This is a genomic window from Salinibacter sp. (assembly GCF_042218895.1).
In the GTDB taxonomy this organism is placed as follows: Bacteria; Bacteroidota; Rhodothermia; order Rhodothermales; family Salinibacteraceae; genus Salinibacter.
In genome coordinates, this window is the sequence record NZ_JBDGQQ010000138.1 from 13,234 (window position 1) to 37,078 (window position 23,845).

A 23,845-nucleotide genomic window follows, 5' to 3' on the forward strand; every position below is an offset into this window, starting at 1 on the left:
GAAGGGACCTTCATTCTGCGCACCTGTTCAGTAGTGCCAGGGCACGTCGGACCAGTCCGGCTCCCGGTCTTCGAGGAAGGCGTCGCGGCCCTCCTGTGCCTCGTCGGTCATGTAGGCCAGGCGGGTGGCCTCCCCCGCAAACACCTGCTGCCCCACCATGCCGTCGTCCACCGCGTTGAAGGCGTACTTGAGCATCCGGATGGCCGTGGGGCTCTTGCCGTTGATGGTTTCCGCCCAATCGAGCGCCGTGGATTCGAGCTCGTCGTGCGGCACCGCTTCGTTCGCCATGCCCATCTCGACGGCCTCCTCGGCGGAGTAATTCTTGCCGAGAAAGAAAATCTCCCGCGCCTTCTTCTGCCCCACCTGCCGCGCCAGCAGCGCGGAGCCAAAGCCCCCGTCGAAGCTGGCCACGTCGGGATCGGTCTGCTTGAACGTGGCGTGCTCGCGGCTGGCGAGGGTGAGGTCGCAGATCACGTGCAGGCTGTGCCCGCCGCCCACGGCCCACCCCGGCACCACAGCGATCACCACCTTGGGCATGAACCGGATGAGGCGCTGCACCTCCAGGATGTGCAGGCGGCCCGGACGCTCCTCGTCGGGAGCACCCTCCTCGTCCTCGTACTGGTAGCCGTCTTGGCCCCGAATGCGCTGGTCGCCGCCGGAGGAGAAGGCCCACTTGCCGTGCTTCTGGGACGGGCCGTTGCCCGTGAGGAGCACGCAGCCGACGTCGGCGCTCTGGCGGGCATGGTCGAGCGCCTGGTACAGCTCGTCCACCGTCGGCGGGCGGAAGGCATTGAGCACCTCGGGCCGGTCGAACGCGATGCGGACGGTCCCGTGGTCGGTGGCGCGGTGGTAGGTCACGTCCTCAAAGTCGAAGCCGTCGACGGACGTCCAGGCGTCGGGGTCGAAGAGGTCGGAGACCATTGTGGGCTGGGTGTGTGGAGTGTGGAATAAAGACTGGAACGGGGGGTCGTCGACACGAGGGGGACTTCCCCGCACGCGCAAGGTAAGCATCGGGCGGCGCGGAGGCCACCGGGCGCGACGCGTCGTTACTCCTGCGTCCCTTCGGGCGACTGAGAACCTGTTTGGTGGATGGATGCGAAGCCGAGACATAGTGGGCGATGCGCATGAACGGGGCCCAAACGAGTCCTGTAGCGGCGCTACCGGGCGAGTGCAGAACCCGTTCTGCGCGAGATCTACGAAGTCGCAGGCCGTAGACAGTCCGCCAAACAGGTTCTGAAGTCCCAACACGCCGATGCTTTCTCGCCGCACTGTCGTCGCAGCCATGGTTCAACAGGTTCTTTTCAGGGGCGCAGGAGTGTTCGTCGGTTTGCTTCTACTGCTGGGTGGGGGCGGCCTGACGGCCCAGGCGCAACTTCGGGATTCCGCCCGTCCCCCTCAGGTCAATGATTCTCAGGGCCCCTCTCGGGTTGCCCCCTACCTCCTCCGCAAGCGCGTTCGGCTAACCGACACCCTAACACTCCACCCCCCTCCACGTCCGCCTCTGTCTAGAGACTCGCCCCGGCTGAGCCAGGGCCAGAAGCTACTCTGGGGACCAGTCGGGCTTGTCGTGAATGCCGTCTGTGAGTCCCGGCGGGATCCCTACGAGACGAGATGTGGGCGCTGCGATCGGATCGGAGCCCGTGCCGCTCGGTCTCTCCTCGAAGGCTTGATCGGATCGGACCTGTAGACGTACACGACGTCGGCCTTTTTGGTGCGCGGGGACACAATGGAGCCCGAAGAGAATCGACTCACGTCCCTCCCTGGGACGTGGAGGCCGTAAACCAGCGGCGCAGTACCGTCTCGGCGGGTTTGCCCTGCGGGGTGAAGGCGGTTGGCCCCTCGACTTCGGACGGTGGGTGCCACTTCCAGATGATGCCACCCTTCAGCCACGGCGCGCGTCCCACCGTTGAGAGAAAGGCTCGGTAGCAGCGGGCCTGGAGCGCAGAGTCGGGGGCGGCGGTCTCATCGCGCTCCGGCCACATCCACGGCGCCGCCGCGGCCCCGACGGCACTCCGATAGCCCACCTCCGTGAGAAGAATGGGACGATCGGTACGCTCGTGGACCTCGGCCAGGGCAGCCTGGTGCGGACGCCAGCCCTCCCGAAGGGTGGAAAGGGACGGATCGTTGACGTCGGTGAGTGGGAAATAGGCCTGCACGCCGACGTAGTCGAGGGCCTCCCAAAACTGGATCCGCTTATAGGCCTTGTGCCAGTTGGCCGCGTAGGTCAGCTTTCCCTCGTAGACGGTGCGCACCTCCGACGCGAGGGTGCGCCAGAAGTCGGGGCGCTCGGTCGCTGCCCGCGTCAGCTCGGTGCCTAGCACGAGCACGTCGGCGTTCACCTCCGCGGCGAGACGGGCGTAGAGCATGAGGAAGCGCCGGTAGTTGGCCTCCCACTCTGCCCAGTCCGCCTCGGAGTCGAAGCCAATCTCGCTACGGTCTTGCTTCTCGTCGTACCCGCCCACCCAGAGATGCGGCTTAAGAATGACTCCCATTCCCAGTGCGTCGGCCTGGCGGGCGAGGGTGCGGATGCCGTGGTGCGACTCGCTGTACCACCCGTCGCCCGTGTCGGCCCGGATGGTCGGAACGTCCGGGGCCTTTTGCCATCCGAACGACACCAGGGTGATGTGCGTGACGCCGAGGTCGCGGAGCCGCACGAGCAGGCTGGAGTCGGGACGGGTTCGGGCGTCGAGCGTCACCGATCGCACGTCGAAGATCGGCTCCGAGTCCGGAAGCGTATCGGGCGCGGTGGAGGAGAAGGAGGCCTCCGTGTCGGCACACCCGGCCGCCGCGAGCAGGCCCGCCCCAACCACGAGGCTCATCGCGGCGCAAAGGAGATGGAGTCGACGGCGCATGACCGGGGACGACGCTGCAACAGATACGCGCCATCTAAACTCTCCGCGGGCTCGGGTGTTGCCTGTCCGTTGTATGGCTCATGGCCCCTCCGCCTTCGGTCTTCCACCGATCTTTCTATGGCAGGACGCACTTTCCAATTCGCTTCGCTTTTGTATTTTGGTTGCCGTTGCTGCCAGGGCTCTGGACCTCTGGCCTCGAGACTCGTCATCACGCCGCACCGAACGCTACCCTATGCCAACCTACGACGTTGCGATTATCGGGGGCGGAATCGTTGGACTCGCCACGGCCTACCGCCTCACTGAGCAGTACCCCAACACCTCGGTCGTCATTCTGGAGAAGGAGGACCAGGTGGCGGCCCATCAAACGAGCCACAACTCCGGAGTCATCCACTCGGGCGTCTTCTACGAACCCGGCTCGCTGAAGGCGGAGAACTGCCGGGAGGGCAAGCGCGCCCTAGTCGAGTTCTGCGAGCGAGAGGGCGTCGACTACGAAATGTGCGGCAAGGTGGTGGTGGCTACCGACGAGAGCGAGGTCCCGGAGCTGGAGCGGATCCAGGAGAAGGGCCGCCAGAACCAGGTGGAGTGCACACGCATCGGCCCGGACCGCCTCCACGAGCTAGAGCCGCACGTACAGGGGGTCGCAGGCCTCCACGTGCCCCGGGCGGGAATCGTCGACTACGAGGCCGTGGCCGAGGCCCTCGCCCACCGCGTCGTGGAGCACGGCTATTCAGTACAGACCGGGGCGGCGGTCCGTGATCTGCACGTAACTCCGAACCACGTGACGGTCGACACCACGGCCGGAGCCGTGCAGGCCCAGCACGCTGTCAACTGCGCCGGGCTCTACGCCGACCGCATCGCCGCGATGAGCGGGCAAGCCCTCGATACGCAGATCGTCCCGTTCCGCGGCGAATACTACGAGCTGGTGCCGGAGCGCCGCTCACTCTGCACCCGCCTCGTTTATCCGGTGCCGGACCCGGCCTTTCCCTTCCTCGGGGTGCATTTTACCCCCACGGTCGATGGGCGTGTAGAGTGCGGGCCGAGCGCGGTTCTCGCGTTTGCGCGGGAGGGATACGGCCTCACGGACGTCGACTGGGGAGAGTTGTGGGAGACCCTCACCTATCCGGGCTTCCAGAAGCTCTCGGCCCGCCACTGGAGGAGAGGACTCCGCGAACTGCTGCAGTCGATGAGCAAGCGCGTGTACCTTCGGGCCGCCCGCCAGCTGATTCCAGAGGTTCAGATGGACGACTTTACCGCCCCGTGGGCCGGAGTGCGGGCCCAGGCGCTCCGCCGCGACGGCACGCTCGTCGACGACTTCCTCATCCGCGAGACCAACCGGGTGGTGAACGTGATCAACGCCGCTTCCCCCGCCGCCACCTCGGCGCTTAACATCGGCTCGCTGATCCTCGAAAATCATCTAGCCGGTCGGCTGGACAGGGTCCAGGTTGCAACCGAATCTGGGGGCACAGCGCCGACGGACGCCTGAGCGACCTCCGCACCCCCACGCCTTCACACCTCCATTCCTACCGACCATGGCCTGGATCGACGTCATCGAGCCTGACGACGCCACCGGCGACCTGAAGGAGCTCTACGACTCGATTGCCGAAAAGCGGGGCAAGGTCTCCAACGTTCTGAAGGTGCACAGCCAAAACCCCGCGGCGCTGAAGGAGCACCTCGACCTCTACGACGCCGTCCTGTTCGGCTCCTCGCCCCTGAGCCGGTCCGACCGCGAGGCGATTGCCGTCGTCGTCTCCGCCGCCAACGAGTGCGACTATTGCGTGCGCCACCACGCCGAGGCGCTCCAGGCCTACTGGCGGGACGAGGCTCGCGTGCAGCAACTGGCCGACGACCACACCGCCCTCGACGAGCTCGACGATCAACTCCGCACGGCGTGCGACGTGGCCGCGAAGCTCACCGCCTCTCCCGGCACCATGACGGAAGATGACGTGCATACCCTGCGCGACGCCGGCTGGTCCGACCGCGCTGTGCTCGACATTGTCCTCGTCACCGCCTACTTCAACTTCGTGAACCGAATCACTAACAGTCTCGGTGTTCAGGCGACCGAGGCCGAGGCCACTGGATACAACTACTGACCCTGTGCAAACTGCCGTCGGCAGAGAACCGGCCGCAGTTGACCAGAGCAGTCCGCGAATTGCGTCGAGATTCAGGGCCGAAGTGCCCCCTCACGCAGACGCCCCCCACGATCTGGAGTGACAGTTGAAGAGAGGTCGACGGGGCGTGATCGGAGTTGTACGGATTTCAGTGGAACATGTCGGCAGAATCAGCAGAAACTACCCTCTTTGGGCCCGTTCGGGACGCCAAACGTTGCAACGTTAAAACGTTGAACGTCATGGGTTTACAGGAAGTTGGCCATTCCTCGTCTTCCAACTTCGGCTCATTTTCGAGCCGACACGATGAGGTCAACACGGTATTACAAACTGTGGGCGGACCTTGCCTTTTGAAACCTCACATTTTTAAGATTCGATAAACGAAAGACGGAAAGGCTTCGTCGGAGTACTCGGGTTTTGTTCTCCGTCACGGGCGAAGGCGTCCGCCTGGCTGCATGGAGAGGGAGAGCACAGGTTATCGGTGAACGTCGGGGCGGCTCCGGATGTGAGGTCCAAAACAGCAAAAATCACCTGTGCCCTCCAGTTGGGAAGGAGAAGGAGCCCGCTGAACGAAGCGGGCAGCACGACCAGCGCTGCCTGGGAGGCGCCAGGCCCGTCTGCGGTCCCTCCAAAAGTCAGCCGCGGGGGTGCAGCCAGCCCCAGGGAGCAAGGGGCAGCGGGGGCCATCATGGTGCAAATTGGGCCACCCCGTACGTTCCCTTTGTGCGCCAGTTTTCCTCCTCCCGGTCGAGACGGGCTCGTGTGTCTGGATCGACGCCGACCAGTGTGTCGCTCTTAAGCGTCCGCAGTGCAAGAAGGGGAGCAGGAAAGGGTCCAGCGGCGTCCGCCAGGGTTGCCTCGGGGGGCCAGAGGGCATCGTTGGTGATCCGGCGGTAGTTCGCGTCGCCCTTCGACACAACCAACTGCGCGTCCCGAAAAGTCTCTTCGAGCCGGGGCGGGATCTCCCGGATGGGAGCGTCAGCGTTCCAGTAAAAGTCGGGGACGATGCGCAGCCTCCCGTCTCGCAAATGGCCCCAGATGCGTTCAGCCAAGTCCCTCAGGGGTCCCTCGTAGTCCTCAATCACGTCGAGCAGCCAGAAGACATCTTCCCCAAGCACGTCGCTCACCAATACCGGCGCCATTTTGACGTGGAGGATGACACGTCGCGCGAGGTCGTGGCCGAGCAACAGGTCGGCCAGGACCAGGTCAAAGGCTTCCTCAGTTCCCGCATTGTCCATGAGAAAATGGACCGGGCCGGGCGGCCCGTCCAGCAGGTGGTCGGCCACCTCAGGGAGATCGTTGGCCAGCAGGTGCTCGTCCTTCGCTTCCGTGCCCTGCTCCAGGACCCCCTTCATGCTGAGGTCCATTCGGTTGCCCCAGAGGCAGTTAAGGAGCCGGTGTCCAAGCAGCTCTCGTCGACTCCCGTCCACTTCCAGCGCCGCCCCCACGACCTCTCGCAACGCCTCCGAGCGGAGTTCCTCTTCCTTGTAGGGGCGGAAGGGATCGCGTCGCGTCGTCCAGTAGTCGGACGCAGCCAGGAGGTGGCGGTAGGCAAACGTCTCGGCAAAAAACCAGTCCGTGCCGAGCCAGGTCTCGTCCTCGTGCGGTGCGAACCGGCGGGCCCAGAGGTCGTGGTCGGGCGCCGGAGGGTCGAAGAGGTCCATGGGCGCGTCATTGACGATTTCGTCCCGCAGGGCCCGCACCCTCTTCTTAATCTCAGGGGGGTAGTCTGGATTTCGATCAAGGACCTCGTCGAAGATCCCCGGCAGGCGTTCGGCCATCGATTGACGGGCGAACGCGTTGCTTCCATCGGTTCGCACGGGGTCGGGATACGGGTGCGGCATCGCGGGGCGTTTCAGTTGACGGAAAAAGAGAGCGACGCCCCCAGAGCCTCAGGGAGGCGCAATCGTGCAGCAGTGCCAGCAATCGTACGGCTGATTGCGTGGGTCAGATTCGTGGGACCCGTCCGCTCGGCCGTGAGGGTTGCAAGAATGATATGGGGCTACTCGGCGACAAGACGAGCCTCCTGCTGGAAGTGGAGACAGGCGCGCCCCAGACTTCTTTGGGTCCGGCACCGGAGCCCCCCACGATTAGGGAACTGCCCCGTTCTCAGAGAAGGCCCTGGCAGCGAGAGGCCTGGGGGCCGAACTGATCACCGACGTTTCCTTGCTACGCATTCCCTGGAACACCTACGGCTCCGGAACTGACGCCCTCGCCCGAGCGCGCGGAAGAACAGAGCCAGGCCGCCAGTACGTGGCGATCGGTAGTGGTCGTACCTAGCGAGCAGAAGACCGCGCCCCGGCACGCTCCACACGCGGCCCCACAACCATCACAACCATCACCACTTAATTCCAGCCTCCCACAGCTCTTGCCGGGCGTTGCCAATCATCCAGGCCGCGTGAACCGGGACGATAATGAACCCGAGCAAGAAAAAATTGACCGTCACGAGGTTGACCCCGAACCACACCCATGTGTCAGGGGAGCCCGTGTCCTTTACGTAGAGATACGCGAGGGGCGGTAGGAATAGACCGAGGAACACCGCCGCCCCTCTTTCTTTCTGGGCGATCTTTTGCAGGCGATAGGCAGTTTTGTCTGGGATCCGCCGGTGAGGCATAGCGTCCAGAGATGCGATGGGATTGCTGACGTGAATTCCTACCCTTGGTTGACGTCGCGCTGGTCGGATTCCTCAAGGAGAGCTGTCCGCACGGTGTCGGTGACTCGGGAGCTATTTCCGCGCCTCCCTCATTTGCAGCTTCCGCCGTCGCCTGGATTTCAGCGGTCCCACCGTCTGGGAAGAACTCCGCACTCGTTCCTGAGGCGATTTCTTTCGAGTAGTGTGGGGGGTTTTGCGCCGTCTGGCATCTGGAGCGCACTCTTCATGACCCTGTTGTCCCGTTTCTTCTCGGCCCGGGAGTCGTGCATTCTTGCCGGACCGACAGGGAAGCCCTTTTTGAGATTGGAACCGGCCTGAGGCGTACAGATTCTGGCGACCGGGGCTGTGTTGTCGCGGGCAAAAGGTCTCGGCATGAAGTGCTAGCGACAGGGAGTGCAATAGGTGCGTGGGACATCTCCGTGATGCTCGGACTAGACCGGTGCCGGACAGCCTGTGGGCGAGCCCGTCGGCCGCCAAGCGCCCCTGCCAGGGACCGCATCAACTCTTACAGGTGGCGTCTACTTTCGACCGCCCACTAGATCGTCCGGCGGGGCTTTAATGAGACTCAGAAACCGCTCTCCCAGGCTGGTCGTGTAGGAGTCTAAGTTTTCGGACACAGTGATGGTACCCGCTCGCGGCTCAAGCAGACCGCGGTCCACCAATTCACCACAAATCGACTCGTAGAAGGCAGCTTGCCCCTGCACTTTTACGTCGAGTTCTCCGAGAAGCCACAACACGATCTTCTGTCCCTCACTGTCACTCGGATTAATCTCGTGCTCGTGGACCCAGCGGTGTGGGTCGTGTAGGAGTATCAAGATCCACAGGTGATACATGGTGTATTGGTCGACGAGACGGATGAACATCTGCGTCTCAATCTCGCCAGCTCCTCTACCAAGGGCAGTGTTGAGCACGGCATTCCGGAGGGCGTCGCGTTTTTCCTGGCGGTGGGTCCGGACCGCAGCCCGCGATGCCCGCAAGAAGACGCTGACGAACTCCTCATCAGATTGCAGCTCCTTAAAATCGAGGGTATTTCCATCTTCTAGCCGCGCTATGTCTTCCTCGACATCCTCCACCCATTCTCTCTTTCGTCGCTCAAGTGAAGGGCCGATGAGGTGCTCCTGAAATTGATCGGCTCCTGTGTCGAGCGTCACAGGTTTTCTGGAAGAAGGTGCATGGTCTGCGCTTCTGGGCTCCGGGGGAGGATACGCCCCCATGCCGTCCCCCGCAGCGTTTTCCGCGACGTCCTCTGCCGACGGGTCGAACGAGTTGGAGGGACTGCTTCCTCCATACAGTCTTTCCTTCAGGTTCTTCTGAAACGCGGCGAAGATGGTCTCGATCGATGGCTCTGAATCCGGAATCGGAGGCAGGGTCTCCTCAGAGTCGTCGGGGCGATCGTCCATGGTCCCGGCAGCCGTAGCTGATGAGAGAAAAACCTTGGGTTGAAAACTCGACGCGTATGATAGACGAGAAGTAGAGACTGGACCTGATCGCCTAGCTGACATTCTACTCGGGATTGTCCGTTCGTGCAGTCATCTTTTCGCTCACTGCAGCCAGAGAAGAGGAGCACAGGGTTCGTCGGGGACGGTGGTAGTGAGCGATCAATGGACGCACGCGGCGTGGAGAAACTTGGGAAGAAGATGGCCTCCACAAACCCCGAAGTCCGCAGCATCGCGGCGGGCTCCTCGGCGAATGCTCCTAAAGAATTCGGGACGCCAAGGCAGTTTCAGACGATTCCCCCTCCGGCAGTGGAGCCCTCCCAGTGGGGCGCTGGGAGCGGAGCGACCGAGTAGTCCCCGGGCATTTTTCAGATGCGAAGCGGAGTCGGAAGACCGTCCCCGGTGCAACACAGATGCGGTCTGAAACCATTTCTTCATCGACGCTCAGGGCGTCGGTCGCTTCGGGAGCTCGCGCATGGGGGGTCCGCCGAGGCCGAGCGATGAGAATTGGTATGTTCTCTGCTTGATCAAACGTACACCAGGCACACCTGAATTACGGAGCGTTCATGGGTAGAACCTACACTGCCGTTCCCCGATGGTCCCTCAACCTGAACCGATGCCCCGGAGCATACTTCTTCTTGTCGGAATGATGTTGGTCGGATGTGCTGAAGAGCCACCGGGCAACCTCCGCGCTGTCTCCTCGAATCAGGGGTTCTCCCCGGCGGACACAGTGACGGCTCGCCTCCTCGGACGGGAGTTGTCGTTGGGCACGGTCCGGGGGGGACAGCTCGACAGCACCGAGCGGGCGTGGCTCCAAGACCGGGGGTACGAGATGGTCCGGCGACGCGTGGACTCCACGGCCACCCATTACTTCCGGGCTCGGGCCGAGCGGTTGCCACGATGGGACAAACGCACGCTCATGATCGAACGGGTCTACGTGCGGCGGCCCGACCGCGCCGGCAACGCGCTAAGCAATACAGCTCGGGCCGCTGGACGGGAGCCTTCGCCCGACCGGGCCGATCCCCTTCTGGACTCCGCCTCGGCGCAGTCCTCAGAGGCGGACTCGGCACGGGAGCATGACACGGAAGAGCCCGTGCGAAGGAGCGGTTCGCACGCGTGGACGATCGTTGTTGGGTCTGTCACCGATTCCGCCTCCGCCCGGACGCTCCTGGCGTCCCGCAGGGAACGCCTCTCGGCGACAGCCCTTCGCGTGCGGCTGCGGGTCGGGACCAGCACGAATACGGTCCGGTACCGCGTCGTTGTGGGTCGATTTGATTCGGTGGCCGTCCGGCAAGCCATTGAAAAATATCGATCGATGCTCCCCGCCGGAGCCTGGCCTCTGCGCCTACGGTGACGGACGTGTAGTGACAATCGCCCCCCTTCTGGAACGAACCGGGGGGGTCTGTGCCACCCGGGCTGAACATTTCTGAATGTTTTTTCCGGCGCGCCCTTCCTCACTGCCCGGTCGATCGCGAAGCCACATGCCTAGCCCGCGAGGAGGAAGCAGCGGTTGGGACCATCCTTCGGGTCGAGGAGACGAGGAGGATCCGTCAGTTCGTCGGCGATGCGGTTCGACAGGCCTACGTTCCCGACAAGGCAGAGAAGCCCCGGCGCCGGTACGGCAAACAGACACGGGCTCGACGACTGCCGCGACCAGCAAGTCCATGCCGGACCAGCAACTCAGCTCGCTTGTCAGTCCTTCCCTCGCTGGGGCCACTGGGGAAATTTCGGAGCCTCTATGCGGTCGATCTCGTCGGCCGTGAGGTCCACTTGAATTGCGCCGACGTTCTCTTCAAGGTGTGCCATGCGCCGGGGACCGATAACCGGCGCCGTCACCACGTCCTTGTGCAACAGCCAAGCAAGGCTGACCTGGGCCGGAGTAGCGTCTTTCCCGGCGGCAATGTCCCGGATCTCGTCGAGAACAGCCCAGTTCTTGTCAGTGAATCGCCTGCGGGTATAGTCGTCGCTCCCGGCCCGAAGATTTTCCGGCGGGTCTTCACCGCGCTCATACTTGCCCGTGAGGAAGCCGCCGGCCAGCGGCGACCAGGGAATGACCCCAATCCCCTGGTCGGCACAGACCGGCAGAAGGTTTGCCTCCTCGTGGCGGTCTACGGCATTGTATTCCGGTTGCATGCAGACGAATCGTTCGTGTCCCTCCAGGTCGGCCGTGTACAGGGCCTTCATGAACTTCCAGCCGACCATCGTCGAGGCCCCAACGTACCGGACAAGCCCTTCATCGACCAGGTGCGAGAGCGCCGATAGCGTTTCCTCGATCGGCGTGTCGTGGTCCCAGCGGTGGATCTGGTAGAGATCGATGTAGTCGATGCCCAGCCGGTCGAGGCTCGCATGACACTGATCGATGACGTGCTTGCGCGACAGTCCTCGGCCGTTTGGTCCGTCGTGCATCTCGAAGAAGACCTTCGTCGCGATCACCAGTTCGTCGCGGCGACGACCAGCGATGGCTTCACCGACAATCTCCTCACTCTCTCCGGCCGAGTAAACGTTGGCCGTGTCGAGGAAATTGATCCCCAGATCGAGCGCACGGTCGAGAATCTCCAGGCTATGTTCGCGATCACCAATCATCCACTCGGCACCGCTCCCGAAGTTCATGCAGCCCAGACAGAGCCGTGACACTTCCAGTCCTGTCCGTCCAAGAGTGGTGTATTCCATCTTCCCGGTCGGCTGTGGTCATCGTTTTAACCGCTGTAGAAAATATCCTGAGGGACGGAGAAATGTGCAAACAGACGTCCCCGTTGTTTGGTGCGGTTGCTGCGGCGTGGCTGCGCGATCTCCTCACATGACCAGAAGCACTGGGTCACGTGACACTCGTGAAGAGACCGAGCGAAGCGGGGTCGGTTTCGCGTCTCATCCTGGATCACCCCAGAACCGGAGGAACCAGTGTTCAGGGACATCCGCCACGTTGTCCGGAAGTCCGCGGAGCCGTCTAGGATTCAGGTCTCTCCATCACACTCCCACGCAAGTCCCCCCGGCGCCTGTGTACGGTGGTCTGAAGGTGTTTCTTTGCCCATTCTCCTCGATCTCTCGCGCTCAAGCGTACGAGGCCACACTGGATCGAGAGTCGTGAGATTGGGATTCCCGTGGGCGTCCACGATCTGCCGAACGCCCCACCACTACGGAGACGACCAGTTCCCGACTGCGGGGCATGTGCGCCGGCGCGACCTTACGTGGTCGAAGCACTTGGGGACTCCTGGAATTGCGAGGAGACGACAGATGTGCTCCGGGTCGGTTCTGCTTCGTGCTGGCTTATCTCCTCTCCCTAAAAGTTTTCGAGGATCTTCTTGGTGGGGTGTTCGTCGGAGCCCTCCTCGTCGTGCCCGTCGCGCTGCGCCTCCGCGGAGGATCCATCCTCTGCCTGCCTTGCCCGCGTCGGCGGGCCTTCCACGGCCTCCTGCCCGTACCGTTGTATCGCCGTTCGGACGATCGGCTGGATCCGCCCCAGCACGTCCTCAGTGGGCTGACCGTCGTGAATTTTCTCAGCTAGGAACCGAACGAACTCTTCGCCGGGGGTGCTCCATTGCTGCTGGAGGTAGTCGTACAGCAACCGTTCGTACTTCCGGTTGCGCACAGTCGAAACAAGGTCCTCAGGGTCGAGTGAGGACTTTTTCATCCGTTCCAGCTCCTGAACCTCATCGGAGCCGTGGTTCAGGAGATTGAACTCGAGGAAGGGTTGCTTGTCGACCGTGTTTCCCTCCCCCAAATCTACAAAGAACCGGTAGACGATGCCATTCGTGAGCACGCCGACTTGCGCGTCCGAGGCCCGAAGGGGCCGATGAAGCGAATCCGGGTCGCAACTGCCGAGGCCCGTGCCTGCCTCTTCGCAGTGGAAGAGCATGACTGGGGCCCCGTCCCTCTTGATCGCGTAATCTGCCTGTTCTGCGTTCCCATCTTCAGTGTCGATGGTGAACCCCGGCTCTACCTCCCGAACGTCGAACACCTCGTAACCGAGAATCTCGAGAAACGGGAAAAGGAGCGCATTTTGGGTCTTCTCCTGGGTATTCAGGGCATGAAGTTGTTCTTTGGCGCTTGACTGGAAACCAGCGATCTCGTCGGAAAAACTCATGGTAGAGTGTGGCGTCTAGATTTAGAGGCAGGCACGGGAAAATACTTTTCGCAAGAAAGATGCCACAAAGACGCCACAGGTTTTAGCCAGAACTGAGGAGGAATCCCAACTCTTTAGTGACGTTCTTACCCGGACCGAGATTCCTTCCCGGAATTACTTTCGAGATCGGGGTCGCACCAGAGGACTTCCGGAGCTTCGGATGCCCTTCATAGTCATTAATTCGGCGTGCCACCGAGAGCGAAACCACTGGGTTCGCTGATCAGAGTAGCGCCTGCGTTTTGCTTTCCCGATGTAGTTCTCAACCGGTCTGCCCAAGGTTTCGACCCCCGGCGCGCGCACTCGGGCTGGGCTCAGTCATTTATAAAGTCCTTGACCACTCTCTCGGCAAGGTTTTTCTCGAATGGCTCCTCCTCGGCTCCCTCCTCTCCTTCTTCCTCGCCGGGGAGCGCCTCATCCTCCTGCACATTTGATTCCAGTTTCTCCTGCGCGTTCGACTCCGGTTCCTCCCGCACGTTCGGCTCCGAGTCTTCATTCTCCTCCGTCGAGTCGGATTGGCGGTCGCTCGGTTCTTGCGTGGAGAGCCCCTGCGCAAAGTCTTGCAGTGCCTTGCGCACGATCGACTTGAACCGCTCCTGCACCCAGTCGGGGGCCTCTCCCTCGTAGACCTGCTGCGTCAAGAACCGGACGAAATCTTCGTCGGGCGCTCTGAACTGGCGGTCGAGGTACGCAGAAAGAGGGGCCCGGTATCGGATCTCGCAGGCCGCCGAGAGGACCGTGTCGACATCGAAAGTGGACTTCCTCAGCTGCCGGAGTCCCCGGATATCTTCTGGTCCGTGATCGAGAAGATCGAACTCCATGAGGGGGCTCGAGTCCGCAAGCGTCCGTTCTCCTAGGTCCGCAAAAAACCGGTAGTTAATGCCGTCTGTCAGTGCACCAATTTTCGCCTCGGTCGCGCGAAAGCGCCGAAAGAAGGCCTCAGAGTCGTAGCCATCGAGGTCAGTACCCGCCTCCGCGCACTCAAAAATCATAACCGGAGTTTCGTCCCTGTGGATGGCATAGTCGATTTTCTCCTCCCTGTCCGGATCGATCTTGACCGTGAACTCCGGTTCTACCTCCAGGACATTGAATATGTCGTATCCAAGCGATTCGAGAAACGGAAGAAGAAGGGCGTTTTTCGTCCGCTCTTTCGTGTTCAGGACGGGAAGCTGCTCCTTGGCCCTCGAACTTATCGTTGCGATTCGATCGGCAAGTGCCATGGTAAATTTCAATCTGTAAGGAAGGCAGTGTCGAAAACGGCGCTCCAAATGCCCACTGCGGAGATTAAGCAAACAGTGTGCCACTAACTGACTGAATACCGGGGTTGTGCCGGAACACTCGACGCGAAATCGGTGCCGTCACAGAGTCGTCCCACGAACGGGCCGTTGGGGCATCCGCACGATCGATCTCGCGGAGAATCTGGCCCGGCAGCGATGGCGCTTTGATAGCGCAAGCCCCCTCTCAGAGACACTGAGAGGGGGCTCAGAGAGCTGACGGGCGGACTCGAACCGCCAACCTGCTCATTACAAGTGAGCTGCTCTACCAGTTGAGCTACGTCAGCGAGTTGACACAGGAACGTATCCACGACCGGAGACCGCAAATGTTCAGCTGCTCGTTCATTTTCAACTGTCATGTGTGCCCTTTCCTTCCGACCTTGTCCCGTCCGTGCCGGCCTGCTGGGGAGAGGGGCTTTCCTCTCGATGCCAGTACCACCGGAAGAGCAGTCCTGCGGCAATCAGCAGCAATAGAACGAGGACGATGCGTCCGTACGCTCGAAGATACTGCACCACGAGAGACCAGTTCTCGCCGACCGCATATCCCGCGTAGCTAATGAGTCCTGTCCAGACCAGCGCACTAGCGGTGCACCACCATGCAGTACGGCCCGGCTCCATCTGAAACATGCCAGCCGTAAGTGAAATCACCGACCGGGCCCCACTCAGAAACCGGTTGGCTGCAATTACCCCGTATCCGTACGTTCGGATCCAGCGCTGGGCTCGGTCAAATCCTTGTCGTGGCATCCACCGAAGTCGGTCAGGGTCGAGGACAGCTTCCCCGAGCTTGTATCCCGCAGCGTACATGGTCATAAACCCTGCAGCACCGCCCGTGGTGGAGAGTGCAACGACCGCACTAAGGTGTAGTTGGCCGATCCCGGCCATGTACCCGGCGAACACAACGACCATGTCGCCTGGGATAGGGGGCACCACGTTCTCTCCGTACGCCACGACGAACAGCGTCAGGTACGCCCACACCGGCGACAGGCCCTGCATCCAGATAAAAAAGTGAGAGAACCAGTCTGGCATGCTACAAGAGTATCCTCGAGCGTACAGGAGGGTCGAGGTACGATTGCTACAAAGACCGTATCGTGCAGACCGCCTGCGCAGCGGTCCCTTCTTCCCGCCCGACCAGCCCAAGTCCTTCTGTCGTCGTCGCCTTCACTGAGACACGACCCAGGCCGAGGTCCAGTGCATCCGCAATGTTCGCCCGCATGGACTCGATATACGGACGCAGCTTGGGGCGCTCTAGAAGCACCGTCGCGTCGACATTGTGCGGCGTATACCCCTCGCCCCGAACAGTGTCCCCAACCTGTTGCAGAAGGACTTGGCTGTCGGCCCCCTCCCACTCCGCCGCGGTATCCGGAAAGTGACCTCCAAGGTCGCCAAGGGCGGCGGCCCCCAGCAGGGCGTCGGCCACGGCATGGAGCAATACGTCGGCGTCCGAGTGGCCTGCCAGGCCCGTTTCGTGGGGAATTTCGACGCCGCCCAGAATGAGGGGCCGTCCTTCGGTGAAGCGGTGGACATCGTACCCGAAGCCAATGCGCATCAGGGCATGGGATAGACAAGCACGGGAAAATCAGCGATGGGGCTAGGCAGAGTCGGTGCCTGAGACGTTGGTACGCTCGAAATCGTCGACCCACGGCTCCCACAACTGCTGGGCCAACTTCCAATCTGCGGGCGTGGTGATCTTGAAGTTGCGACGGGCCCCTGAGACCAGTTGTACCGCACGCCCCATCCGCTGGACAAGCTCTACGTCGTCGGTAGCAACAACGCCGTCCGCAGTGGCCCTGCGGTGCGCCTCCTCAAGCCACGACCGGCGGAAGCACTGAGGGGTCTGCATCCGATACAGATTTTCCCGAGACACCGTGTCTCCGAGGAGGCCGTTGTTGCCGCGCCGGAGCGTATCGGCCACTGGAACCGCCAGTGCCGCGGCGCCCTTGGTTCGCACAGCCTGCACGACAGCCTCAATCTGAGTGGCCGATACGAAGGGTCGGGCCGCGTCGTGGACCAGCACCGTCTCAACAGGGTCCGGGACGGCCCGAAGGGCGTGGCGGACGGACGCCTGGCGATGCTCGCCCCCGCTCACGACGGCAGTCAGTGTGCTCAGGCCCTCGGCCCGGAGCCGATCGCTCGCGGCCTGCACCTGATCCTTCGGCACCGCCACCACGAGGTGCCCGACCGAGGGGTGCTGCTCGAACAGGAGAAGCACCTGCACGAGAAGAGGGCGGTCGCCGAGCATCCGGAATTGTTTGCGCGTGCCCCCCAGTCGGCGCCCCTCGCCCGCCGCTGGAACCAGGACGGCGACACTGTTCGGGTCAGGCGTGCTCTCAGGATCATCCATGCTGGGGGAGGATCGGGAGAGGACTGCGAGGGCCGGGTCGTTCCCGGCTGCGGGCGGTGCGGCTACTCAATCAGCATCGCGTCGCCGAATGCGAAAAGACGATATTCCTCCTCGAACGCCTCCTCGTACGCCTCGAAGAGAAAGTCGTACCCGGCAAATGCGGCCGCCATCATGAGCAACGTGCTCTCGGGACGGTGGAAGTTGGTAATCATCCGTTCTGCAATTTTGAACTCGTGGTCCGGGTACACAAAGAGATCGGTCCACCCATGACCCGCCTTCAAGGTGTGATCGGCCGAAAGGCTCGACTCGAGCGCGCGCACCGCGGTGGTACCACAGGCAGTCACGGTATTCTCGTCGGACTTTAGGGCGCGGTTGACGACCCGGGCTGTCTCCTCCGGAATGTCGTACTCCTCAGAGTCCGTGCGGTGCTTCGTGAGATCCTCGACCCCCACGGGCTCAGACTTCCCCCGTCCAATGTGCAGGGTGATTGGGACGATCTCTACCCCTTTTTCCTGGAGCCGATCGATGAGGGCCTCGGTGAAGTGCATCCCAGCGTTCGGGGCGGCGACGGCTCCGCGGTGCTTGGCAAACACGGTCTGGTACCGCTCCCGGTCTTCGTCCTCCACTTCGCGGTCGATGTAGGGGGGCAAGGGGGTCTCGCCGAGCTCCCGTATCTTTTCGTACAGGGCCTCGTTGACGTCGTCGAACGAAAAGCGGATTGTTCGCCCCCGAGACGTCGTGTTGTCGATCACCTCTGCGGACAGCTCGTCGTCGAAGTAGAGCTTGTTCCCGATGCGAATTTTGCGGGCAGGGTCGACCACTACGTCCCAGAGCCGACTCTCCGGGTTGAGCTCCCGGAGGAGGAAGACCTCAATGTCGGCCCCAGTCTTCTTTTTCTCCCCGTACAGACGGGCCGGATAGACCTTCGTGTCGTTGACCACCAGCACGTCCCCGTCCTTGAAGTAACCGGGAAGGGCGTCGAACGTATCGTGGTCGATGGAATGCGACTCCCGATTAACGACCATGAGCCGGCAGGAATCGCGGGGGTCGGCCGGGTATTCGGCGACGAGCTCTTCGGGGTAGTCGTAGCTGAACTCCGAACGTTTCATGTACGGTCGTCAGTCGGACGCATGATGGTGAAGAATGGAGACGAGCGGCGGGCCCCAAAGCAGCACGATCTGGTGGCGAGTTTGGAACGCACGCCAACCCTCTCAAACTCTCGCCTCAAGCAAGATGATCCCTACGATCGAGCCCGCTGGGCGGGCGACCGCTCAGTCTGGTGGAACCACTGCCGCTCCCACTCGGCCACGGCGGGCTCTGGGCGGAACGCGTCGAGATGGAGTACGGACGCCAGAATCTCGATGGCCCGGTAGAGGCGCGGGCCGGGGCGGTTGAAATAGGCGCTTCCATTGAGCAGGGCCACCTGTTGGTTCTGGACCGCGGAGAGGTCTGCCCAGCCCTCTCGTTCCGTCAGGTAGTGCAGGTCCCGGCGGGTTTCTTCGACCGTGAAGCCGCAGGGCGCGAGCACCAGAAAATCCGGGTCGGCCTCGCGGACGTCGCCCCACGACACGGGCCGTGTAGGCTCCCCCTCCGCCCCCAGGAGCGCCCGGCCCCCAGCCATTTCGACCACGTCGGGCATCCAGTGCCCAGCGGCCATCAGGGGGTCGAGCCACTCGATGCAGACGACAGACGGGAGCGACTGCGGATTGGTGGAACGATCGACCCCGATCTGATTCCGAAGCACCCGAAGCCCCGTTTCCAGGTTGCTAATCACCTCCATCCCGGCCTCGAGACGATCCATGTGGCGGGCGAGACGAAGGGCCTCGTCGAGCACCTCCTTCAGGGTCTGCGGCCGCATCGACACGATCTCCATGCCCTCCTGCGCCCAGTCCCCAAGCGCCTTCTCCAGTTCTGGAAGGCTCACCGCACACACCTCGCACTGATCCTGGGTCACGACGAGATCTGGATCGAGGGCCCGAAGCTGCTTAAGGTCCACTTCGTACAGGCTGAGCCCGTCCTGGAGCTGCTCTTGAACCGCCGCGTCAATGGCGGCGGAGTCGTCTCTGGACTCGTAGGTCGCCTCCGTGACCACCGGGACGTCCTGAATGCTCTCAGGGTAGTCGCACTCGTGCGACCGGGCAACGAGAGCGTCGGCTCCCCCGAAGGCACAGATCCACTCCGTGGCTGCCGGCAGGAGCGAGGCAATGCGCATGGGCGAGGGGGAAGATTAGAGGAAGCGAGACCGACATGCAGTGTGGCAAGAAAATTGCGGCCTGCATATGGGTGTAGCGTTTCACCCACAGATTCGCCGGTACACGCGCCGCCAGCATTACGTTTCTCAATCTTCCGTAACGCTTCTTCCTCCGTTACGTTCTCCGCGCCCTCGCGCCACAGCGGTCCGTGGTCCGCGAGGCCACGCGGGAGCGCCCGGTGAAGTCTGGGCCAGTGGCGGAGGCGCAAGAGGAGCGGTGCTTCCGCTCTGAGGTCACCCACATTCACTTCTCACGACAGCCACGCATTCCCCGATGCACACGCCGTTCGCGAGTGCGCCCGCCCCCTCCGTTCCCTCGGTCCGTACGTTTACGGCCCTCCTCCTTGCCCTGGCAGTCGGGGTTCTCCCTGCCCCGAAGGAGACACACGCCCAGCAGCGAAGCGGCGTTGCGCTCTCCGTACAGGCCTCTACCATGGGCCCCGGCATCGGGGTTCACATGCGAGCGACCGAGGCTCTGCGAATCCAGATCCGGGGGGCCTACTTGGCGCGAGGGATAGAGCGACCCCTTGACGATAACGAAGTCGACGCCCGCGTCAACGCCGACATTCGAGTGGGTGGACCGGAAGCGCGTCTCAATTGGCATCCCTTCACGTCTTCGTTCTCCGCCTTCTACGTGTCGGCGGGGGCCCTCTACAACGTGACGGGGACTGATGCCCGCATCTACCCGACATCCCCCTACAAGCTCAACGAAAACAAGACGTTCACCGTCGAGAAGGTGGGAGAGATGAACGTCGAGGCGTCCTACTCTCCGATCAGCCCGTACGCCGGAATCGGCTTCGGGGACGCTCTGAATGGGCAGTGGGGATTTATGGTCGAACTTGGGGCTTACTACACCGGCTCCCCGAATTTTTCGTTCGACGGCGAGGGGCTGATCAAGCCAACCGAGCGTAACGAAGCCGTCCTGGAGCAGGGCTTCAAGAGCTTCCGGGTCCTGCCCCACCTTGCCGTCGGTCTGTCGTACCAGCTGTAGCACTTTTTCTCCGTCCGCGCTCTCTCTGACAAGCCCCACACACCGTGTTTCGTACTGTTGCTTCGTTTCTCGCCGTCCTTCTTGCACTGTTTGCCACGAGCTGTGATTTCAACGCAGCCAATGACGCGGTCGATCAGTTTCAGGTACTCGTGGAGGTTCCTCCACTCACCACGGTGGTGAACCTGCAGGTGCTAAACGGATCCACCGGGAACCCCGTCTCACGGGACGTCCAGGTGGCCTTCGACGGGCCGGATGCACCGGAGGTCATCGACGTGTACAGCGATCCCCTTTCGGAGCTGATCATCGGCAGCGGGTTTGCGAGTTTCGGAATCGATTCCACCCGAATCCCCTCCTCCGCACGGCCCGTGCAGATCACCCTTCACGCGCAGGCAGACGGCTACCGCACGACCTCCGCTCCCCTCCGCATCGTCCAGGAGGGCTCCAAACGGCAGGTCCTTCAGCTCATGCCGAGCAATCCGGAGCGGACCGTTTCCGGTCGGTCTGGGGCCCGGAAGACGGGCAGCATGAGCGGGGAGGGAAAAACGAGCAGTGCGGTTACCGCCGAGACGGCGAAGGCGTCCGGCGGCTCCAGTGCCGAGGCCACGGCGTCGATTCCCGCCGGAACGGCCCTGCAGACCGCTTCGGGAACCCCCCTTCAGGGAAACATCACGGTCGATTTGTCAGCGTTTGGCAACTCCGCCGACGCCCAAGAGCTGCTCCCAACCGGGGCCCGGACGGACGAGGAGGGACAGCGTCGACGGATTCGGGGAGCCCTCCGCTTCCAGGTGCAAGACGACAATGGGCGTGTGGCCCGGCAGTTTGGCGTGTCCGGATCAGACACCACTACGATCACTGCGGACTTGCCCTCCGTGAAGGGAGGCGATGGGACTCCAACCGTTACGCTGGTGAACCCTGCCACTGGTGCCTCACAGACGTACGCCCTCGATGCATCGAGCAGTGCGCAGGCCGGGTCCCCGAAACAGCAAGGCACGACGACTCTCCAGCTCGTCGGCGGCACGGTCATCGTCCAGTCCGCAGAAGGCACGGCCACCGTTGATCCCGGAAAGGTCGGCGGTGCCCTTTTCGCTGTGATGGGCGTGGACCCGTCGGAGACGAACACGTGTACCCCGAAAAGCTCCATTCAGATTGGTCCGAACGGACACGAGGGATCGGTGGGCCTCCGCATCGCGGAAGGCGGGTTCTCGCTGGACGCAAACGTATCGATCCCCGATCCGAACTCCGTCTTCACCGTGTCCGCGTCGTCCCTGCTCGGAGGGGACATTCCCAGGCTCGGCGACGTGACGCTCACCGTCACCGCCCCCGATGGGCAGGAAGTTACCACGAGGGTCAATCTGTGTTCGGGAACGAACGCCACCAAGCGCTCAGGGACCGTCGTCACGCTTCCGAAACCATCGTCGGAACGCATCGACGCTACGATTCGAGTTCTCCCCGACTGTCCGAAGGGGAAAAAGATTCCGCTCACCCCGCCGCTGGACGGATACACTGTGTCCTACCGCCCGAGTGGAAGCAACAAGCCGTTCAAGACCATTCCGAAAGACAACATCACGATCAATGTAACGAAGGATAAGCCGAAGACGCTGAAGAACGCCGTGGTGTCTATGCCCAATGTTCTCCCGGATACCGAGTACAAGTTCGTCGGCACCTACGGGGGGCAGTCGTCGAGCCGAACGGTTACGATGCCCGCCGAGGACGGGGGCGAAATAACGGTGACAGACGAGCGGCTCCGCAAGGAGTGCAAGTAACCTCCGGCGTCACCGAATGGGAGGCCGACGGGTGTGGATGTCGGTTTCCTGCTGCACGGCGTGGGCGAGCGTGAGGGCCTTGTCGTCCTGGTACAGCGGGGCGAGGAGGCTGATGCTACCCGGCTCGCGTCGAACGTCGGGGCCTTCCTCCACCGGCCGCAGGGCGTTGGGGATGCATACGCAGGGGTGTCCGGTCAAATTCGTGATGCCGAGCGTTCCGCCTTGGAAGCTGGGACTTACGAGCACGTCGAGGTCGTCCATGACGGCGTGCGTCTGTTCCATGAGGTCGACCCGGAGGCGGCTCATCTGCACGTGCTCGACGGCCGGGACGAAGCGGGCGGACCGGAAAACGTTGGGCCAAGTGTCTTCACCCTGACGGACCATCTCGTCGATGCCGCCGGTACGCGTGAGTTCGTCGAAGGCGCTGGCCGCCTCGACGTCGAGGGTGGAGAGTAGCGCCCCGACGGGCAGGTCCGAGGGGAGCTCGACGGGCTCCAGGCGCACGCCTAGGTCCCGAATCACATCGAGGGTCCTCTGGTCGGCCTCCTTGTTGTCGTAGTCGCCCTCGAACGCCGTCTTCAGGTAGCCCACGCGAAGCGACTCGGCGGGTCGATCCGGGTCGAACGGAAAGGGCATGTCCACGGTGGAGGGGTCTCGCTTGTCGGCCCCACGGATGGCGTCGAACACGAGGGCGCAGTCGAGCGCGGAGCGGGCGATGGGGCCCAGCTTGTCCATGGTCCACGAGAGAGCCATGGCCCCGTGCCGGCTCACCGCGCCGAAGGTGGGCCGGTGCCCGGTGACGCCGCATCGCGTGGAGGGCGACACGATGGACCCGAGCGTTTCGGATCCGATGGCGAAGGGCACACATCCAGCGGAAACCGCTGCGGCCGGCCCTGCGGAGGACCCGCTGGAGCCCTCATCAAGATTCCAGGGGTTTTTGGTCGTGCCGCCGTACCATACGTCGCCCCACGCAAGCGCCCCGAGCGTGAGCTTCGCAACGAGGACGGCCCCGGCCTCGTCGAGCGTCTCGACAACCGCGGCGGTGTCGTCAATCCGCTGACTTTTGTAGGGCTCGGCCCCCCACGTTGTCTTGTACCCCTCCACGGCCAGCAGGTCTTTTGCCCCGTACGGAACGCCGTGGAGCGGCCCGCGCCACTCCCCTGCGTCGAGTTCTTCGTCGGCCCGGCGGGCCGCCTTTAGTGCGCGGTCCTCCGTGTAGGTGATGACGGCCTTCAACTTGTCGTTGTGCCGTCGCAGGCGCTCGAGGGCCAGCTCGGTAAGTTCAACACTGGTGACCTGCCGGGACCGGAGCAGGTGTGCAAGCTCGGGAATGGAGGCGAAGGCCAGGTCCTCGGCGGAGGCGGGTCGGTCGACCGGGGGAACGGGTACGTCTGCTCCATCCTCGGACGGGGGGATCTCCGGAATCTTAGCCCCACCCCGGCGCGGGTCGAACGTCACGGCGGGGGCCCGTGAGTTCGGAATCTCCTGCTTCCGCATGGCCTCGTATTGGCCAAGCTGTTCGTTGAGGTTCTCGGCCATGAGTTTCCGCTCCTCAGTAGTAAACGAGAGCCCGGCAATGGTCTCGGCGGCGGCAATGTGGTCGGTCGTGATGGTTTGCTCGTCGTCCTCATCAACCTGGGCGTAGAGCGCACCGGGAAAAAGGCCAGTGACCCCGAGGCTAGCACAGGCCTGAACAAATTGTCGTCGATCGATAGACATGGAGCACAGGTGGGTCTTACAGAGCGAAGGACAGGAGAAGTCCCCGGCGGACGCGGGGGCGTGCAGATTGGATCGCAGGGAGCGCCCCTATTTTACCATTCCAGATCGGTCTTCAGCTCGCACGATCAGGAAATCGGACGGCTCGGCCACACGTTGGATGGTGACCACGGGTCGGCAGTAGGGACTGATAGAGGTTCTCGTGAGCGCGAGCGCGGCCCGACGAAAGACATCGGACCTACTACAGGATAGAGAATAGCTTCCACAACCTCCATCGGCTCGACGAGAAGGGCAGGGCGATCGCATCTTAAGCAGAAGGCGGTTAGGTTTCAGGAAAACTGCTCCT

19 protein-coding genes and 1 tRNA gene are annotated in these 23,845 nt (G+C 62.8%); 5 read left to right on the plus strand and 15 right to left on the minus strand.

The genetic code is table 11. The features are described from left to right. Positions 1-27: 27 nt before the first annotated feature. Positions 28-921, minus strand: coding sequence for a 1,4-dihydroxy-2-naphthoyl-CoA synthase (locus ABEL04_RS11885; protein WP_375802610.1), 894 nt, complete (start codon positions 919-921; stop codon positions 28-30). An 827-nt stretch (positions 922-1,748) separates the two neighbouring features. Further along, positions 1,749-2,852, minus strand: coding sequence for a glycoside hydrolase family 113 (locus tag ABEL04_RS11890; protein WP_375802611.1), 1,104 nt, complete (start codon positions 2,850-2,852; stop codon positions 1,749-1,751). Positions 2,853-3,084: 232 nt separating this feature from the next. Here ABEL04_RS11890 and lhgO point away from each other — a divergent pair, with 232 nt between their 5' ends. Together lhgO and ABEL04_RS11900 are read left to right on the plus strand one after the other, a co-directional pair. Further along, a complete protein-coding gene (gene lhgO, locus ABEL04_RS11895) occupies positions 3,085-4,335 on the plus strand; it encodes an L-2-hydroxyglutarate oxidase (protein WP_375802612.1) in 1,251 nt (416 codons plus the stop codon). Positions 4,336-4,381: 46 nt separating this feature from the next. Further along, positions 4,382-4,942: a peroxidase-related enzyme gene (locus ABEL04_RS11900; protein WP_375802613.1), complete on the plus strand. Its 561-nt coding sequence runs from the start codon at positions 4,382-4,384 to the stop codon at positions 4,940-4,942. Positions 4,943-5,643: 701 nt separating this feature from the next. Here ABEL04_RS11900 and ABEL04_RS11905 read toward each other — a convergent pair. The 3 genes from ABEL04_RS11905 to ABEL04_RS11915 form a co-directional block, all read right to left on the minus strand. Next, complete coding sequence (locus ABEL04_RS11905) at positions 5,644-6,801, minus strand: damage-control phosphatase ARMT1 family protein (RefSeq protein ID WP_375802614.1); 1,158 nt, start codon at positions 6,799-6,801, stop codon at positions 5,644-5,646. 494 nt (positions 6,802-7,295) lie between these two features. Further along, entirely contained in the window at positions 7,296-7,571 is a 276-nt protein-coding gene (locus tag ABEL04_RS11910) for a hypothetical protein (protein WP_375802615.1), read from the minus strand. Between the two features lie 557 nt (positions 7,572-8,128). Beyond that, positions 8,129-9,010: a hypothetical protein gene (locus ABEL04_RS11915; protein ID WP_375802616.1), complete on the minus strand. Its 882-nt coding sequence runs from the start codon at positions 9,008-9,010 to the stop codon at positions 8,129-8,131. A 652-nt stretch (positions 9,011-9,662) separates the two neighbouring features. Here ABEL04_RS11915 and ABEL04_RS11920 point away from each other — a divergent pair. Further along, positions 9,663-10,400 carry an SPOR domain-containing protein gene (locus ABEL04_RS11920; RefSeq protein ID WP_375802617.1) on the plus strand — a complete coding sequence of 246 codons (738 nt, stop codon included), beginning with the start codon at positions 9,663-9,665 and terminating at the stop codon, positions 10,398-10,400. Between the two features lie 338 nt (positions 10,401-10,738). Here the strand turns inward: ABEL04_RS11920 and ABEL04_RS11925 are convergent, their stop codons facing one another. From ABEL04_RS11925 to ABEL04_RS11965, 9 genes are all read right to left on the minus strand, one after another. After that, a complete protein-coding gene (locus tag ABEL04_RS11925; RefSeq protein WP_375802618.1) occupies positions 10,739-11,716 on the minus strand; it encodes an aldo/keto reductase in 978 nt (325 codons plus the stop codon). Positions 11,717-12,323: 607 nt separating this feature from the next. Continuing rightward, positions 12,324-13,127 (minus strand): hypothetical protein, encoded by an 804-nt coding sequence (locus ABEL04_RS11930; protein ID WP_375802619.1) that lies wholly within the window; start codon positions 13,125-13,127, stop codon positions 12,324-12,326. Positions 13,128-13,477: 350 nt separating this feature from the next. Next, a complete protein-coding gene (locus tag ABEL04_RS11935) occupies positions 13,478-14,383 on the minus strand; it encodes a hypothetical protein (RefSeq protein WP_375802620.1) in 906 nt (301 codons plus the stop codon). A gap of 268 nt (positions 14,384-14,651) precedes the next feature. Further along, positions 14,652-14,724 (minus strand) — tRNA-Thr (locus ABEL04_RS11940). Positions 14,725-14,785: 61 nt separating this feature from the next. Then, the gene (locus ABEL04_RS11945) at positions 14,786-15,463 is read right to left on the minus strand and encodes a DedA family protein (RefSeq protein WP_375802621.1); all 678 of its coding nucleotides are present in this window, start codon (positions 15,461-15,463) and stop codon (positions 14,786-14,788) included. Between the two features lie 46 nt (positions 15,464-15,509). After that, positions 15,510-15,983 carry a 2-C-methyl-D-erythritol 2,4-cyclodiphosphate synthase gene (ispF, locus tag ABEL04_RS11950; protein ID WP_375802622.1) on the minus strand — a complete coding sequence of 158 codons (474 nt, stop codon included), beginning with the start codon at positions 15,981-15,983 and terminating at the stop codon, positions 15,510-15,512. Between the two features lie 42 nt (positions 15,984-16,025). Continuing rightward, on the minus strand, positions 16,026-16,778 hold the full coding sequence (gene ispD, locus ABEL04_RS11955) for a 2-C-methyl-D-erythritol 4-phosphate cytidylyltransferase (RefSeq protein ID WP_375802623.1): 753 nt from the start codon (positions 16,776-16,778) through the stop codon (positions 16,026-16,028). Between the two features lie 62 nt (positions 16,779-16,840). Further along, positions 16,841-17,887, minus strand: a complete 1,047-nt coding sequence (queA, locus tag ABEL04_RS11960) for a tRNA preQ1(34) S-adenosylmethionine ribosyltransferase-isomerase QueA (RefSeq protein WP_375802624.1) — start codon at positions 17,885-17,887, stop codon at positions 16,841-16,843. 131 nt (positions 17,888-18,018) lie between these two features. Further along, positions 18,019-18,990, minus strand: a complete 972-nt coding sequence (locus ABEL04_RS11965; RefSeq protein WP_375802625.1) for a cobalamin-binding protein — start codon at positions 18,988-18,990, stop codon at positions 18,019-18,021. A 313-nt stretch (positions 18,991-19,303) separates the two neighbouring features. On the opposite strand from ABEL04_RS11965, the gene ABEL04_RS11970 reads away from it, so the two are divergent. Together ABEL04_RS11970 and ABEL04_RS11975 are read left to right on the plus strand one after the other, a co-directional pair. Beyond that, positions 19,304-20,020 carry a hypothetical protein gene (locus ABEL04_RS11970; protein ID WP_375802626.1) on the plus strand — a complete coding sequence of 239 codons (717 nt, stop codon included), beginning with the start codon at positions 19,304-19,306 and terminating at the stop codon, positions 20,018-20,020. Between the two features lie 44 nt (positions 20,021-20,064). After that, positions 20,065-21,783: a hypothetical protein gene (locus ABEL04_RS11975; RefSeq protein ID WP_375802627.1), complete on the plus strand. Its 1,719-nt coding sequence runs from the start codon at positions 20,065-20,067 to the stop codon at positions 21,781-21,783. A 9-nt stretch (positions 21,784-21,792) separates the two neighbouring features. Here the strand turns inward: ABEL04_RS11975 and ABEL04_RS11980 are convergent, their stop codons facing one another. Continuing rightward, positions 21,793-23,502, minus strand: a complete 1,710-nt coding sequence (locus tag ABEL04_RS11980) for an amidase (protein ID WP_375802628.1) — start codon at positions 23,500-23,502, stop codon at positions 21,793-21,795. Positions 23,503-23,845: the final 343 nt, after the last annotated feature.